Genomic DNA, 15,459 nt, shown 5'->3' on the forward strand with positions numbered 1-15,459 from the left:
AAGGCACCACTCATGACTTCTCCGCAGTATCAGCCGCAGCAATACCAGGGCTATGCGCCCGCGCCGGCCAAGACCAACACGCTTGCCATCGTCGCGCTGATTTCTTCGTTCTTCGTCAGCCTGCTCGGCGTCATCCTGGGCCACATCGCCCTCAACCAGATCAAGACCACCGGTGAGGGCGGTCGCGGCCTGGCCATCGCAGCCTTGGTCATCGGCTACGTTTCCATGGCCTTCGCGATCATGCTCATCATTGTCATGGTGGGTGCAGCCGCGAGCCAATACAACTAGTAGGTCCGAAAGCAAAGGTCCCGTCCCAGAATGGGCGGGACTTTTTGCTGCCCTCTCCCCCGCCGGCGCACGCAATCAGCGCAATGCGCCGGACCGCACTTCAGTTGCCCGTCCAGCACCATGCAGCAATGTGTCGATGACGAGTGTGGCCAGCGCGTCGACATCCGGTGCGTCCGAGCCCTCGTCCCCGCCGGGCCTCCGAAGCGCCTCGCTCATCAGCGCGTAGTACACCTGACGTGTCCATTCGAGGTCAGCAGCCGGATCGAGCAACCCCTCGCGTTGCGCCCGACTGAGGAGTTGGAGGCATCGGGCGTTAATCTCGTCCCAGATGGCCGCGGCGGCACTGGTATCGGCCAAGGGATTGCCGAGCGTGAACCTCCAAGCACTCTTGGTCCGTAGCACGTTCGAGGTAACGCGGTACAGGGCAATCAGCGGAGGAGCTGTGTCGGGGCTGCCCGCTTCGATGGCCTGGGCGAGCTGGAGCTTCGCGGAGACGGCGAGGGCATCAGTGAGCGCCTGCCGGTTGGCAAACCGTCTGTGCACAGTCGTCCGGGTCAGGCCCGCCGCTTCGGCAATCTGCTCCATCGACGCGCCGGGATCTTCCGCGAGTAGTCGCTCAGCAGCTTCGAGAATCGCGCGCGCACTCCGCTCGGCATCGGCCCGCAACGCTCGACCCACGGCAATCTCCCATCCTATTGGCTATAAGTTTCCCAAAGGATACGCCCACGCTGCAGGTTCGCAATCAAATAGACCATCGTTGTTCCTTTTTTAGAAATAAGTGCTACAGTCATGTCACGCTTATTCAACCCAATGCCAGGAGCCCAAGATGACAACAGCACGGCCAGTAGCACTCGTAACGGGGGCCTCATCGGGAATCGGCAAGGCCACGGCGACGGCACTGGTCGAGGCAGGTTTCGAAGTAATCGGAACCAGCCGCAAGTCTGCGAGCCTGAGCGCACCCCGAGGCGTCACCTTCATTGATCTCGATGTGACCAGTGACGACTCCGTAGAGAGCGCGGTGAAGGAGGTCATTAACCGGTTCGGAAAGATCGACGTCTTGGTCAATAACGCAGGGATCGGCTCCTCGGGAGCGGCGGAAGAAAGCTCAGTGGAGCAGGACCGCCGGGTATTCAACATCAACGTCTTCGGCGTCATGCGCATGACCAAGGCCGTCCTGCCGCACATGCGTGCCCGGAAGGCCGGCCGCATCGTGAACATCTCGTCGATCGTAGGCTTCATCCCCCAGCCCTACATGGCCACCTACGCGGCCTCAAAGCACGCCATCGAGGGATACACCGAGTCCGTCGACCACGAAGTCCGTGAATATGGAGTCCGCGCCCTGCTCATCCAGCCGGCCTGGACCAACACCGAGTTCGACCTGAACAACCTGGAGGCCGACAAGCCGCTGGAGGCCTATGCCAGGCAGCGGGAGATTTTCACCGAATATATGGCAGGAGCCGTCAAGGATGGAGACGCACCGTCCGTGGTCGCTGCTTCCGTCGTCGCTGCTGCCAAGGACGCCAAGCCCAAGCTCCGATACACCGCCGGCCCCCGTGTGGGGCGGGTCAGCCTGCTGCGTCGATACGTCCCCAGCCCGGCGTTCGACAGTCAGATTCGCAAGCTGAACCACCTGCCCAGCTAGGACAAGATATTGATACCCACAGCGATGGAAGAATGAAGCGAGCGGCCGACGGGACGTTGCGCAGCGTTACTCGGTCCCCCGGACACAGCCTCAAGGAAAGCGGGTAGTCCGAATGTCTCCATCCATCAACCGCGGGCGTCTCACCGACTTCCGCTCCTTGGAACGGCCACTCCTTCAGGCCCCAATGGCCGGCGGCCCCTCCACACCCGAGCTGGCAGCAGCGGTGAGTGCAGGCGGAGGCCTGGGCTTCCTTGCCGCCGGCTACAAGAGCGCCGCACAGGTGGAGAGTGAGATTTCACGAACGCGCGATCTCACGTCGGCACCCTTCGGCGTCAATCTGTTTGTCCCCCAGGCATCGTTCGCCGACCCGGCGCAATTGCATGACTACGCTGCAGAGCTCGCCGTGGACGCGCAGCGATATAGCGTTGAAGTTGGACCCCCCAAGTTTGACGATGACGACTGGGACAACAAGCTCGAAGTCGTTCAAAGACTGGCCCCGGACGTAGTCTCGTTCGCCTTTGACGCCCCGAAGGCGGCGGTGGTCAGGAGGATGCAGGAGTCTGGAATTTCCGTGATTATTACCGTCACGACGGTGGCCGAAGCCGTTGCGGCAGCGGAAACGGGTGCTGACGCGCTCTGTGTTCAGGGCCCCGAGGCAGGCGGCCATCGCGGAACATTCCAGGCGACTGCCCCCGTCAACGAAACTCCCCTTGTTCCCCTCCTGCAGCAGGTTCTGAATGCGGTCGGGCTTCCTGTCATTGCCGCAGGCGGCATAGTCACGGCTGCTGATACCGAACAGGCACTTGCCACCGGGGCGGTAGCTGTCCAAGCGGGAACTGCATTCCTCCGGGCTGTCGAGGCGGGCACGCGACCGGTCCACCGGTCAGCCCTTTCCTCCCCCGAGTTCACAACCACGCAAGTGACCAGGGCATTTACAGGAAGGTACGCCCGAGGACTTTCCAATGCGTTCATGAAGGACCACGATGCGTCGGCGCCTGCCGGGTATCCCGAGGTTCATCACATGACGACTCCCATCCGAACAGCCGCGGCACAAGTCGGCGACGCTCATGGAGTCAATCTTTGGGCAGGAACAGGCTATGCCCGAACCATCGAAGGCTCGGCTATGGACATCCTGCGGTCCCTCACCCCCTAGGCGGCAACCCTATAGCCCGCAACGAGTGGGCTAGTCCCCGCGTGCCTTGCGGGTTGCAGCTTCATTGGCTTTCTGCAGTGCTTTGACCAGCTCGTCCTTATCCATCTTCGAACGGCCGTCGATGTTCAGTTCCTGGGCACGTTTGTAAAGGTGCTCCTTTGAGGCATTTGCGTCCACGCCTCCGGCGGTTGGTTCAGATGAATCAAGTCCCTCCTCAGCATGCTTGTCGGAGGGCCCACGCTTCTCCTTCGGCTCCCAATGGTCGCCCACCTTCTCATAGCTGTGCTTTAGCGATGCGTACGCTGCACGGGCGGCACGGCGCTCGTCGTTATCGTAGGACTCGAGTGCGGAATCGTAGGTTTTGGCGAAAGTATCCTGGGCTTTCTGCTCAGAGCGCCGCAGGGTCGAGGGAAGCTCTTCCTTGCGGGCGTGATCGTTCTTGCCGGTCTTGGGCATGACACCCACACTCCTATTATAAGCAAGCTGATTATCCCGATGGAACCAGCTTAGGCGCGCGGGCTTCTGTTAGGGACTGCCGGGGTCAGAAGGTGCCGGTTCAACTGACTCAATGGCATAGGGCTTGGTGGCCGACCGCTGCAACGGACGACGCAGGCGCACTTGGTAGGGTCCATCCCAGAAGATGGCGCGGGGATCCAGCTGGACAACCAGGAGGGGTTCGTCGCGGGCGGCGTCGAGCCGCATCACTACCCCATCACGCCGTCCATCCACGAACAAGGGGGTGGCCGGCTCCACGGCAGTCTCCTTAAGGCGTCCCCGATATTCCGGCCCGGCCGCCAGGAACAGTATCCCATGGGCGACCCCAACAACCCTCAGGGGAATCACCGCTGCTGCTGGCGGTGATTCCACGGTGGGCGGATGGTGCATTTTGTGTTCCATTGGAGAGGACACCGTGGCGGACGTCAAGTGCCGGTCGCAGTCCTTGCACCGTGTCCGTGCCCCAACGTCGGCCAACAGGGTCACGAGAAGGCTCCTGGGTGCCTGGTCCCATTTGTCTGCTACGACCTTGCACCACGCCGTATGGTACTTCGTCCCGTATTTCACTACGTAGACCTGGTTATCGCCCAGGAGGGGCGCCCCGTCCCCTCGTCGGCTAGTGGGCTGGACCGCCTTGAGCTCGCCGAGGTCTTTAGCGTCTGTCCGGGCGGGGTGATCGGTCTTGAGGTATCTGCGGATTAACGGATTGGGTTGCCATTTGGGTCTTGGCACGGAATTTTGGGGCCTTTCTGTTCCGCGGGAGTGCGTATCGCCAGCACCCCTACTAACCCCCTACTTACTTAGCTTGCTGGGTTTTCTCGCATGTTGCCAGTCGGGACATTTAGTCAAAACGCTGGAACTCTGAGTTTCCGCAGAATGTTGGCCAGTTCGGCCACTGTGTGACGATAGGTTGACTGCGTCGCTGCCGATAAAGTGCGGAAGCATGCCCACAGTGGGGCGCGGTCAGTCGTCAAACCGTCGGGTGAACAGTCCCGGGTAATCAAGGACGAAACCTTCGCCGTCGACCATGATGTCTCTCGTAAAGTCACTATCGCGGGACTCGAACCGGTAAGTCCTCTCGGCAATGCGTGTGTACCGCTGGACGTCGGCTGACACGACGAGCTCGGGGACGGCTATGTAGGCGGTGACAATGTCTATATGGCCGCCGATCGGCAGGCCCACCCGCCGGATCGGGAGGGTGTTAGTGAACGGTGTCGCGCTGATATCGACGTCGGTCGCCCCTGCCGCTGCGGAAACGGCATTACCGCTTTCGTCGGTCCAATTCCCGTCACCGTCCGAATGCAAAGTGACATGTCGCCCATTTGCAGCGTCGGTGACCCGGACAAGCCGAGTCCTCCACGACTCATCGCACTGAACAAGGTAGTCAACCTCGAAGGGCGTTTCTGCGGGTCCGACAACGTGGCCGGCCGCGACAATCCGTCCCGCACCATACGTCACAACCAGATTCTCAAATCCAGTTTCAGAATCATCAACCCACGTGAGGCGGGCCACTCGGTCACTGTACATTGTTCGATCATTCCCGATGCCAGTCCCGACGGCCATGGATAGGAGACGCCTGCGTGTGGATACTTGTCCCCATTGCCTCCTGCGCTGCTGTAACACAGGATGAACGGGTACATCTCTAGGGGGAAGAATGTCTTTCTACGGCGCAGACGTCCAACAACTCAAAGCTCTCTCAAAGTCACTGGCCACTGGGGCCACACGCCTCTCCGGCAAGGCCCGCGAACTGGATTCCCTCATCGGCCAAAGCCAGTACTGGCAGGGTCAGGACGCCAAACAGTTTGCAGCTGAGTGGCAAAGCAAGCTACGGCCGATGATTGAGAAGGCATCGCGGGGCATGGAGGAAGCCTCCAAGCGGGCCTTGATAAATGCCGAGGAACAGCAGTCGGCCTCAATCGCCGTTTCAGGTATCACTGGTGCCTCAGGTGTAAGTACGGCCTCCGCCCCGGCGAATGCAGGGAGCCCTCCCACCGGAAATGGCGAGCAAGGCCAGCCAGCGTCAGACAGGCCCACGCCCGAAGAGATCCTCGAGAAATACCAGGTCAGCGACGCCGGTACCACCGAATGGCCCTCAGACTGGGATCCTCTCCGGTTTGTGGTGGACCAGCGAACCGTCACTGAGAAGGAGGCGGAGCTGCTCAACGGCCTCGGCCCGCTTGAAATGAACGCCTTCAAGGACATCCATGACGACGCCTTTGAGTCGGCGGACGAGCGATTCCCCAGCCCCGATCAAAACGACGACCAAAACGATGCGTTCAGGCACGCATACTGGAACGCTCTCATGGTCAAGGAATACGGGGCTGAATGGGCAGAGGACTACGCGACAGCCCACGAGCAGCTTCCGGGGAATCCCGGCCCGCGCGAAGCTATGGACCTCTACAACAATGAGGTGGGCAGGAATATCGCAGTGGCAAACCCCGATGCCAGCGCAGAAGAGCTCGCCACCCTGATCGAGCAGGCAGTCAGGAACGGCGACACTGTAGTTGTAGGCCAGGACCTGCTTCCACACCCATCAAACGAAGTCCCCATGGAGCAGACCGGGGATGCAAACAACGCGCCTCCTGTCGACGGCCACGATCCCGAATTCAACGACGAATCCAGGACAACGTCTTGACCCTCTCGCTACAGGGGCCGAAGGCCTGCAAACACCTGCTGATCATGCTTAGCCTCATGCTCGTCTGCGCCCTGACCGGATGCTCAATTGGAGGAAACACCATGCCTGAAGGAAACGAAAAACTGAACAGCCGCGTGCTTGAGGCGGCGACAACCGGCACCGAGCTAAAGTTGGCCGACGTCACCGATTTCGACTGGGACCAGGCTGGATTCGTCACAGAGGGGACACTGGCAACGGACATCGAAGCGGCCTTCGGCGAACCCATCACCAAGGAGAAGCGTTACACAGCCTCCCCGGCGCTGTTCATTTTCCTCAAGGACGGCAAGGTTGCCAAAGCGGTGCGGATCACCCCGGATGCATTCTTCGGCAAGGAAGCGAAAAAGAAGTACGGCCGCGACGTCGTCCTCGCGCCGCTGGAAGGCCACAAGGGCTTTCTCAACTGGCGGGAGTAGTTGAACCCTGCCGGCCCTTGTAGGCGGACTGGTGCCCAATTGCATGATTTTCCGTTCCGGTCGACCGCCTCCGGTCCGGATAGCACTTGTCGAAGCGATCGCGCGCGATGCGTCCCAGCCTTTCGACAGTGTGCCGGCTGATGGCGGCTACTAGCAGGGTCAGCAGGATTGCCGACACAGCGACCAGGGGCGGCAGATCGGCTGTGGATCCGTCATTGAGCCAGAGAATGATGACATAGTTCCAGAGATACGCTGCATAGGAAACCGTGCCCAAGGCCTGCAACCAGCGTGTCCACTTCGGCATCACCCGGGTACGCGAGGCGGCCAGTACCACCAGGACGGCAGCGGCGGCCATGGCAAGCGGGCCCCCAACAAAGAAGAAGAACGGTGCTTCGTTGGCCTTGGGGAAGAAGAACAGCGCGGCCAGGACAAGGATCGAGCCGATCAGGGCTGAGATTCTGAGCCGGTGCCCGGAGAACCAGCTGAACACACGGATCCTGTAAAGGTGCAATGCAGAACCGACGATCAGGCCGAGACCCCACGTCGTCGGCAGCGCATAAACCAGGGAGTGAAGATGCGGAGCCAGGATCAGCATCGCCAGCACACTCGCCGTCATGAGGGAAAAGACGACGGCGGCAGACCAGCCAATCAGCCGTCCCTGACGATTACTTCGCAGGGCCAGGACCAGCAGTGCCGGCCAGATCAAATAGAACTGTTCTTCCACCGCCAGCGTCCAGAGCGGCCCGATGGCCAGGCTGACATCGAAGGGCAGCGGCAAATCTTTGAGGTAGCCGAAACCCGCCAGGAGGGTATAACCGATGATTCCCTTGGATCGATCCCCAAGGACGTCTGCCGTCCATTCAACGACGGCGTATACGCCAAGGAAGGAGATAAGGGCCGGCAACAGGCGGAAGGCCCTGTGGGCATAAAAACGACCGTAACGAATTTTGCGATGCCGTTCGACGTCCCTGAGCAGCACGCCTGTGATGAGGTAACCGCTCAACACAAAGAAGACGATGACGCCAACGATGCCGGCACCTTGAAATATCCCGGGCCAGGAATGTCCCAATAGGACAGCACCGACGGCGGCGCCGCGAAGAGCATCCAGGCCGTCCAGCCTTGGGCGCACTCTAGTTTGCTGGTCCGCCGTCGCGACCGTTCCGTTGACCAGTAACGTCACATAACCTCCGGTGCCTCTATCCGGCCGGTTCCAACTTTCAGTGAATCAAGGCAAAAACCGACCCCTGTTGACATGAAATGTGGTTGCGGGCGCCACGTCCGGGCCCCCGTCCAAGTATTTCCGTCCAAGTATTTCCGTCCAAGTATTACCGACTTGACTGAACGAAGCCTGAGTCCGGCTAACCCGGCGCCGCTGGTGCTGTCGAGGCCGCCACGCTTCCTTCCTCCTTCGCAGAAATGAATGCATCGGGCAGAATGTGCATCATGGTGCGCTGGACCGAGCAGCGGGTGATCGACGCCGCGCCCGACGAAGCCTCCGTCGCGGCCGCCCGAAGGCTTGCCCGGCCGGGCCCCTGGTCCGAAACCGGCAGCAACGACGTGCTGGTCTGGGGCAAATGCCAGGGCAGCGGGAAGACCCCTTATCAGGTGAGCGTCGACATCGCCACGCCGGCCTATCGGTGTTCGTGCCCGAGCCGGAAATTTCCCTGCAAGCACGCTTTGGCGCTGCTGTTCCTGTGGTCCCGCGGCGAGGCTGCCGAGGTGGGCGGAGAGGCTGCGGACTTTGCGCAGGAGTGGGCGACGCAGCGAGCGGATCAGGCCGCCTCCCGCGAGCGCCGCCAGTCCGAGCAGCAGGCGGATCCGGTCGCACAGGCCAAACGGCTGGCCGAGCGATTGACGCTGATGGATGCGGGGATCGCTGATTTTGCCCGGTGGCTGACGGATCTTGTGCGGACCGGGCTGGCCGCCGCACGCAACCAGCCGTATTCCTGGTGGGACGGGATCGCCGCGCGCTTGGTCGATGCCCAGCTCCCGGGTTTGGCCGATCAAGTGCGGGCGATGGGTTCGGATGTGCACGCACGCGCCGATTGGGCCGACTATTTGTTCCTGCGAGCCGGTCGCTGGTGGGCGATAACCAAAGCCTGGAGCAGGCGGAACGAACTGACCCCTGATGAGGTAGCGGACCTCCGCGTGGCCGTCGGCTGGGGCACAGCGTCCGCCGAAGTCCGGGGCACCGAAGCTTTGCCCGGTCCGTGGCTTGTGCTCGGCGCCCACCGGAGCGATGACGGGCGGCTCCAGCAACAACGTACTTGGCTTCGCGGTTCCGACGGAACGGTAGTTGTCGTGCTGGATTTTGCTGCCCAGGGTGAGTCGCTGGCGACCCCGCAACTGGCGGGAGCGTTGTTGGACGTTGCCGTCGCCCGGTATCCTGGCTCGGCCCCGCAACGGGCCATGTTCACCAGTCCCATTGCCCCGCAGGGACTGGCCGCCAACCTTGGTGAAGGTTCCAGCATTGCCCAGGCCCTGGACATGGAGTCAGCTGCGGTCGCCCTTTCGCCATGGCGTGATCGTCACCCGGTGCTGTTCGGCGGGGTCAGCGTGTGTCCTGGCGATCCCGGCTTGCTTCGGGACGGTTCCGGTGATGCCCTCCCCATTGTCGGCACGTCATTGGCCTCCCTGCTGGCACTCACGGGCGGCCATCCGGTGGACCTGTTCGGAGAACTGGAGGAGGGCCGCGTGAGGCCGCTGTCCGTCGTCGTCGGTGATGCGGTGGTGACGCCATGACCTGGCTGGCCGATCTCCGAACGTCGGCGCTCGTCGGTACTGGACGGCATGCGGCACCGGCTCCGGCCGCAGAGTTGGGCTTTCGTCCGCCTGCAGGCCTGTCCCCCGAGGAGTCACTGCTCGACCAAGCGGCCTTGGCCGACGTCGTCACGCGTGCTTCCCGCCGCCCTGGAAACGTTGACACTGTTGGCCTGCCTGATCCGGCAGCCCCTGACGACGCCCCTCAGGCCGCCGGTGACGCCGCCCGGCTACTGGACCTGCTGCTCAACCAGCCTCCGGTCGGCCTGGAGCTGCGAGCCCAGCTGGTGTCAGACTGGCTGCAGTTCGCCGCAGCGTCCCGACGGCGGGTTCCGCACCGGCTGCTCCCGGCGCTGCTCGCCTTGGCTGACACGAAGCCGGGCGTGGCGGAATATTTGCATCCGGCTATCGGGACGCGTGGTCAGTGGCTCCAAGACGTGACGTCCAAGGGTTCGCACCTGCATCCCGCGACGCCGACCGGGTGGACCGAGCTAAGGAGCGCTGACGGCCTGGAAGAACTCGAGCGACTCCGGCGCAGCCACCCTGCGGCCGCTCGCGAGCAGCTGCGTACTCACTGGGATGCACTCGGTGCCCGCGAACGCGCCGCCTGCCTGGCGACCTTCGCTGCCAACATCGAACCTGCTGACGAGGACCTGCTGGAAAGCTCCCTGGACGACAAGGCCAAGAGCGTGCGGGAGGTCGCAGCCGACCTCCTTGATCGGCTACCCGCCAGTGCCCGCGCCCGGCGAATGGCTACCCGCCTGACGCCTCTACTGCGTGTCAAAGGCTTGTTACGCAAACAGTTCGAGATAGATCTTCCACCCGACCCGGACCCGTCGGCCCTGCGTGACGGGATCGCACCGAACCCCCACACTGGCGAACCCGACCGGCTCGGGCGCCTCGACACAATCATCCGTGGTGCTCCGTTGGACGTTTGGACGACCGTTGCAGGCCGTAGCCCTGCAGCAACACTGGCACTGCTTGAAGGCGAAACCCGCGTCTTGGATACGATAATTGCCACTGCGGCCCTCCGCGCAGACCTTGACTGGGTGCGACCGCTGTTGGACGTCCGGACGGACCTGAGGCTTCTGAATTGCCTGCCCGCCGAAGAGCGCGAGCCCGCGATCCTGCGCCACCTCCGGAGCGGAAAGGTTCAGCCGATGCTGCTGGTGCCCCTGCTGCAGGACTTGCCCAGGCCGTGGACCTCACCGCTGGCTGACGCGGTGCTCGGGCTGATCACGGCCAAGAACGGGGGCCAGCTGGCGACGACGATGGCGTCGTTCCTGCCAATGGCGCTGCCACTCGAGGCGGCCGAAAAGTGCCGCCGCTTGCTGGAGGATTCCGACGACGACGCCGCACGCCGCCGCGTCTTTCGTGATGTGGTGCAGTACCAATCATTCCGACAATCATTGACGGAGGCTTTCCAATGACCGATGCCCAGACCGCCCCGGAGATCCTCCGCGCCCACGCCGAGACAGCGTACGCCGACGAACTCCAGGCCCTGGCCGCCGTCGACGACCGTCCCCGGCCACCCAGCTGGCGACTGTCTCCCTGGGCCGTGGCCACGTACGTCCTCGGCGGCGTGCTGCCGGACGGCTCGCAGATTAGTCCGAAATACCTGGGCTCGGCGCGCTTGGTGGAAATGGCGGTTGCTTCGCTTGCCACCGATCGGGCCCTGCTGCTGCTCGGCGTACCGGGGACTGCGAAGACCTGGCTGGGCGAGCATCTGGCAGCCGCCATCTCGGGCACCTCGACGTTGGTGGTGCAGGGCACGGCCGGAACACCTGAGGAGGCGTTGCGGTACGGCTGGAATTACGCGCGACTGCTCGCCGACGGCCCCTCCCGGGCAGCCCTGGTCGCCGGGCCGGTGATGCGCGCGATGGAGACCGGCAGCCTGGTGCGGGTGGAAGAACTCACCAGGATCCCGTCGGACGTGCAGGATTCCCTCATCACGATCCTCAGCGAGAAGTCCCTGCCGATCCCCGAACTCAACGCAGAGGTGCAGGCCCGCAAGGGTTTCAACGTCATTGCGACGGCGAACAACCGGGACAAGGGCGTCAACGACCTGTCTTCAGCGCTGCGCCGCCGGTTCAACACAGTGGTGCTGCCGCTACCTGACAGCCTCGACCAAGAGGTCGAGATCGTCACCACCCGGGTGCGCAGCCTTGGCACAGCACTCGAACTTCCGGCCGATCTGGCGGCGCTTTCGGAGATCCGTCGGGTGGTTACAATCATGCGGGAACTGCGCTCCGGCGTCACTCAGGATCAGCGCACAACCCTCAAGTCCCCCTCAGCGACACTGTCCACGGCAGAGGCAATCTCGGTGATGACCAACGGATTGTCCCTGGCTGCGCACTTCGGTGACGGCAGCGTCGGTGCCGAGGACGTGGCGGCAAGCCTGGTCGGCGCTGTGGTCAAGGATCCGGTACAGGACCGGGTCATTTGGCAGGAGTATCTGGAGACTGTGGTCCGTAACCGGCCGGAGTGGAAAGACCTCTACCGTGCCTGCCGCGATATCGAGACGTCGAACTGACCGATGACAGACGTCCACGTCCTGGGGATTCGGCACCATGGGCCAGGTTCGGCGCACTCGGTCGCTGAGGCCCTGGGGACCATCCGGCCTGATCTGGTGCTCGTAGAGGGCCCGCCGGAACTTGATCAGGTCATGCCGCTGGTGTCCGATCCAAGGATGGTTCCGCCGGTGGCAGCCCTCATCTACGCCGCCGAACAGCCGCGGCTGGCCACATTCTATCCGCTGGCCAGCTACTCCCCCGAGTGGGTGGCGATCCGCTGGGCCGTTTCCACCGGAACCACCGTGCGGGCGATCGACCTTCCCGCGACGCACAGCTTCGCTCTGCGCGACGCCGCCGATCTTGCGAAGTCCGCCGACGCCGCCGACTCTGCGGAGTCTGCCGACGCTGACGAGGCCGCCCAGGCGCCGCAACTAACGCCCTACCGGCCCGATGCGATTGCGATGCTGGCCGATGCTGCGGGGTACAGCGATGCTGAGCGTTGGTGGGAGGATGCCGTCGAGCACCGGAATGCCGGCCCGGTCGACAGGTTCGCGGCTATTACCGATGCCATCGCGGAAATCCGCGCCCTTGACGATCGACCCGCCGACCACCCGGACGTCGTCGAGAACAACCGACGGGAGGCGGCGATGCGGCGGCTGCTCCGTGCCGCCATGCGCGAGGGGCATGGGAGGATCGCTGTGGTGTGCGGGGCCTACCACGCTCCCGCGCTGGTTCCTGATAATTTTCCTCCGGCCTCAGCGGACAATAAGCTGCTGGCCGGCCTGCCCAAGACGAAAGTCGCCGTGACATGGGTGCCGTGGACCTCGGACCGGCTCCGCTTGAAGACCGGATATGGGGCAGGCGTCACTGCGCCGGGGTGGTATCAACATCTCTTCACCCATTGGATCGCCAAAGACCCCACCGCTGATGTGGCCACCACCTGGCTGGTCCGAGTAGCACACACCCTGCGCCGGGAAAACCTCAACGCCTCGACGGCTTCCGTAGTTGAGGCCAGCCGAATGGCGGACGCACTGGCCGCCATTCGAGGTCGTCCCAGCCCGGGCCTATCGGAACTGGACGACGCCGCCCAGGCAGTGCTCTGCGACGGCTCACCGTTGCCGCTGGCATTAGTGCACCGCGAGCTCACTGTTGGACACAACTTGGGGAGCGTGCCGGAGTCTGCGCCGACCGTCCCGTTGGCCGCTGACCTCGCGGCAGCCCAACGCCGCCTGCGGTTGAAACCCAGTGCGTTGGAAGAGTTTCTGACGATCGACCTGCGCAAGCCGAATCAGCTGGCCCGCTCGGTGCTGCTGCACCGGCTGGTCCTGCTCGGGGTCAACTGGGGCACGCCAACCGAGACCGGCCGTACTACGGGAACTTTCAAGGAGGCCTGGACGCTGCTCTGGCAGCCGGAGCTCGCCGTCGCGGTAGTGGACGCCAGCCGTTACGGCACCACCATCGCCTCTGCGGCCGCGACTTGCGTAGCCGAACGGGCCCAGGCCTCCAGCAGCCTGGCTGACCTGAGCGAACTGCTCGCCGGCTGCCTGCTCGCCGATCTGCCGGATGGAATCAGAGCAGTGGTGACGGTACTGGCGGAGCGAACCGCAATGCAGCAAGACGTTCCCCCGTTGCTGGAAACCGTAGCGCCGCTCGCCCGCACATGCCGGTACGGCAATGTGCGCGGGGTGGACGTCACTGAGGTGCAGCGGATTCTCGACGCGACGGTGGTGCGCGCCTGCGTGGGCCTGCCCACTGCCTGCGCTGGACTGGACGACGCTGCCGCAGCAGCCATGCGGCGTGCCCTCGACTCCGCCCAGGACGGCTTGTCATTGTTGCCGGAACTGCCCCTGGACGACTGGCACCAGGCGCTGGCAGCCGTAGCAGGTTCGGATCGGATCCACGGAGCTGTCGCCGGGCGTGCCACCCGCCTGCTGCTCGACGCCGGCCTGGTTGCCCTGGATGAAGTCACAGCCCGGCTCAGTCGCCGGCTCTCGGTGGCGACTCCCGCGCCGGAGGCCGCCGCATGGCTGGACGGTCTGCTGTCCGGTGACGCAGTGCTGCTGATTCATGATCGACGCCTGCTGCAGATCGTTGATGATTGGATCGCCGGGGTGGACGACGAGGTCTTCGATGACGTTTTGCCCCTGCTGCGCAGGACATTTTCCGCGTTCAGCCCTCCTGAGCGGCGGGAGATCGGCGATCAGTTGAGTCGCGGAAGTGACCCCGCGAAGATCCCAACAGCAATGACGCTTGACATGGCAGGCGCGGATCCGGCGATCCGTACCATGGCGCGATACTTGGGATGGGAGGCGATTGCATGACCGACACGAATCCTGATGTGCGGGACCGGCTGAGCCGTTGGCGCTTGGTGCTTGGCGGACACGACGCCGACGGTATCACTACCGGCGATGGTGGGAGTGTTGTGCTTTCAGCCGCTGACGCCCGCCGCGACCAAGCCTTGGAGGACTTGTACGGGGCCGCGAAAAAGGGACCCGGAGGCCTCGGCGCATCGAGTCCGCGGGTGGCCCGTTGGCTCGGCGACATTCGAGGCTATTTCCCCTCAACTGTGGTGCAGGTGATGCAGGCCGATGCCATGGACAGGCTCGGCTTGCGGCAACTACTCCTCGAACCGGAAATGCTGCGCACCGTCCAACCCGATATCAGCCTGGTCACTACGCTCGTGGGGCTGGGCCGTGTCATCCCCGAGCATTCCCGTGAGACTGCCCGGTCGGTGGTCCGGCAGGTGACCAGCGAGCTCGAGGAGCGATTGCGTTCAAAGACGATTCAAGCCGTCTCTGGAGCATTGAACCGGGCCGCGCGAACCCGGCGTCCCCGGCATCAGGACATCGATTGGAACCGCACTATCGCGGCGAACCTCAAGAACTACCAGCCGGAGTATCGCACCGTCGTACCCGAGCGACTCGTCGGCTACGCGCGACGCAGCACCGAGGTGCAGCGCGAGATCATCCTGTGCATCGACCAGTCCGGCTCGATGGCAGAATCCGTGGTGTATTCAAGTGTGTTCGGGGCAGTGCTCAATTCCCTCCGTTCGGTGCGCACCCGCCTGGTGGTCTTCGACACCGAAGTCGTCGACCTGACTGATGACCTGGACGATCCGGTGGATGTGTTGTTCGGGGTGCAACTCGGCGGGGGCACGGACATCAACCGGGCGCTTGCCTACTGCCAGGACCACATCACCCAACCGACCGAGACGATCCTGGTGCTCATCAGCGATCTCTATGAGGGCGGAATCGCCGAGGAGATGCTGCGCCGGGCCGCCTCGATCGTCGGATCGGGAGCCACCCTGATAGCCCTGCTGGCCCTGAGTGACAGCGGCCATCCAACGTTCGATTCGAACCACGCCGCCGCCCTCGCAGGGATCGGCGTGCCAGCCTTCGCCTGCACTCCGGATCTCTTTCCTGAATTGATGGCCGCCGCGATTGAATGCCGGGATGTTAGTGAATGGGCCGCCTCGCACGACATCGTGACGAGCCACGAAACATAGAGGTCCAGGCAGAAAG

General features: G+C 63.4%; 15 protein-coding genes. 10 read left to right on the forward strand and 5 right to left on the reverse strand.

Going from position 1 to position 15,459, the window contains the following annotated elements:
* Positions 1–12: 12 nt before the first annotated feature.
* Positions 13–288: a DUF4190 domain-containing protein gene (locus tag J7E82_RS05260; protein ID WP_214861164.1), complete on the forward strand. Its 276-nt coding sequence runs from the start codon at positions 13–15 to the stop codon at positions 286–288.
* Positions 289–363: 75 nt separating this feature from the next.
* Here J7E82_RS05260 and J7E82_RS05265 read toward each other — a convergent pair whose 3' ends face one another.
* Positions 364–966, reverse strand: a complete 603-nt coding sequence (locus tag J7E82_RS05265; RefSeq protein ID WP_214861166.1) for a TetR/AcrR family transcriptional regulator — start codon at positions 964–966, stop codon at positions 364–366.
* Between the two features lie 148 nt (positions 967–1,114).
* On the opposite strand from J7E82_RS05265, the gene J7E82_RS05270 reads away from it, so the two are divergent.
* Together J7E82_RS05270 and J7E82_RS05275 are read left to right on the forward strand one after the other, a co-directional pair.
* Positions 1,115–1,930 (forward strand): oxidoreductase, encoded by an 816-nt coding sequence (locus J7E82_RS05270; protein WP_214861168.1) that lies wholly within the window; start codon positions 1,115–1,117, stop codon positions 1,928–1,930.
* A gap of 112 nt (positions 1,931–2,042) precedes the next feature.
* On the forward strand, positions 2,043–3,083 hold the full coding sequence (locus J7E82_RS05275; protein WP_214861170.1) for a nitronate monooxygenase: 1,041 nt from the start codon (positions 2,043–2,045) through the stop codon (positions 3,081–3,083).
* Between the two features lie 30 nt (positions 3,084–3,113).
* Here J7E82_RS05275 and J7E82_RS05280 read toward each other — a convergent pair whose 3' ends face one another.
* From J7E82_RS05280 to J7E82_RS05290, 3 genes are all read right to left on the reverse strand, one after another.
* Entirely contained in the window at positions 3,114–3,539 is a 426-nt protein-coding gene (locus J7E82_RS05280; RefSeq protein ID WP_214861172.1) for a ChaB family protein, read from the reverse strand.
* A gap of 69 nt (positions 3,540–3,608) precedes the next feature.
* Positions 3,609–4,310, reverse strand: coding sequence for a hypothetical protein (locus tag J7E82_RS05285; protein ID WP_214861174.1), 702 nt, complete (start codon positions 4,308–4,310; stop codon positions 3,609–3,611).
* Positions 4,311–4,541: 231 nt separating this feature from the next.
* Positions 4,542–5,141: a putative glycolipid-binding domain-containing protein gene (locus J7E82_RS05290; protein ID WP_308113625.1), complete on the reverse strand. Its 600-nt coding sequence runs from the start codon at positions 5,139–5,141 to the stop codon at positions 4,542–4,544.
* 91 nt (positions 5,142–5,232) lie between these two features.
* On the opposite strand from J7E82_RS05290, the gene J7E82_RS05295 reads away from it, so the two are divergent.
* Entirely contained in the window at positions 5,233–6,213 is a 981-nt protein-coding gene (locus tag J7E82_RS05295; protein ID WP_214861178.1) for a WXG100 family type VII secretion target, read from the forward strand.
* Positions 6,214–6,314: 101 nt separating this feature from the next.
* Positions 6,315–6,665: a hypothetical protein gene (locus J7E82_RS05300; protein WP_214861180.1), complete on the forward strand. Its 351-nt coding sequence runs from the start codon at positions 6,315–6,317 to the stop codon at positions 6,663–6,665.
* On the opposite strand, the gene J7E82_RS05305 is transcribed toward J7E82_RS05300, so the two are convergent.
* Positions 6,649–7,845, reverse strand: coding sequence for an acyltransferase (locus J7E82_RS05305; RefSeq protein WP_214861182.1), 1,197 nt, complete (start codon positions 7,843–7,845; stop codon positions 6,649–6,651). The genes J7E82_RS05300 and J7E82_RS05305 overlap by 17 nt on opposite strands.
* A gap of 263 nt (positions 7,846–8,108) precedes the next feature.
* Between J7E82_RS05305 and J7E82_RS05310 the strand changes: the two genes are divergently transcribed.
* The 5 genes from J7E82_RS05310 to J7E82_RS05330 are packed head-to-tail and all read left to right on the forward strand — an operon-like array spanning position 8,109 to position 15,443.
* Positions 8,109–9,407, forward strand: coding sequence for an SWIM zinc finger domain-containing protein (locus J7E82_RS05310; protein ID WP_214861184.1), 1,299 nt, complete (start codon positions 8,109–8,111; stop codon positions 9,405–9,407).
* The gene (locus tag J7E82_RS05315; RefSeq protein ID WP_214861186.1) at positions 9,404–10,855 is read left to right on the forward strand and encodes a DUF5691 domain-containing protein; all 1,452 of its coding nucleotides are present in this window, start codon (positions 9,404–9,406) and stop codon (positions 10,853–10,855) included. Before J7E82_RS05310 ends, J7E82_RS05315 begins: the two co-directional genes overlap by 4 nt.
* Positions 10,852–11,958 carry an AAA family ATPase gene (locus J7E82_RS05320; RefSeq protein ID WP_214861197.1) on the forward strand — a complete coding sequence of 369 codons (1,107 nt, stop codon included), beginning with the start codon at positions 10,852–10,854 and terminating at the stop codon, positions 11,956–11,958. The genes J7E82_RS05315 and J7E82_RS05320 overlap by 4 nt, the downstream gene beginning before the upstream one ends.
* A 3-nt stretch (positions 11,959–11,961) precedes the next feature.
* Positions 11,962–14,259, forward strand: a complete 2,298-nt coding sequence (locus J7E82_RS05325; protein WP_214861199.1) for a DUF5682 family protein — start codon at positions 11,962–11,964, stop codon at positions 14,257–14,259.
* On the forward strand, positions 14,256–15,443 hold the full coding sequence (locus tag J7E82_RS05330; RefSeq protein ID WP_251041468.1) for a VWA domain-containing protein: 1,188 nt from the start codon (positions 14,256–14,258) through the stop codon (positions 15,441–15,443). The genes J7E82_RS05325 and J7E82_RS05330 overlap by 4 nt, the downstream gene beginning before the upstream one ends.
* Positions 15,444–15,459: the final 16 nt, after the last annotated feature.

The sequence above is a fragment of the Arthrobacter sp. ISL-30 genome (genome assembly GCF_018613855.1).
GTDB lineage: Bacteria > Actinomycetota > Actinomycetes > Actinomycetales > Micrococcaceae > Arthrobacter.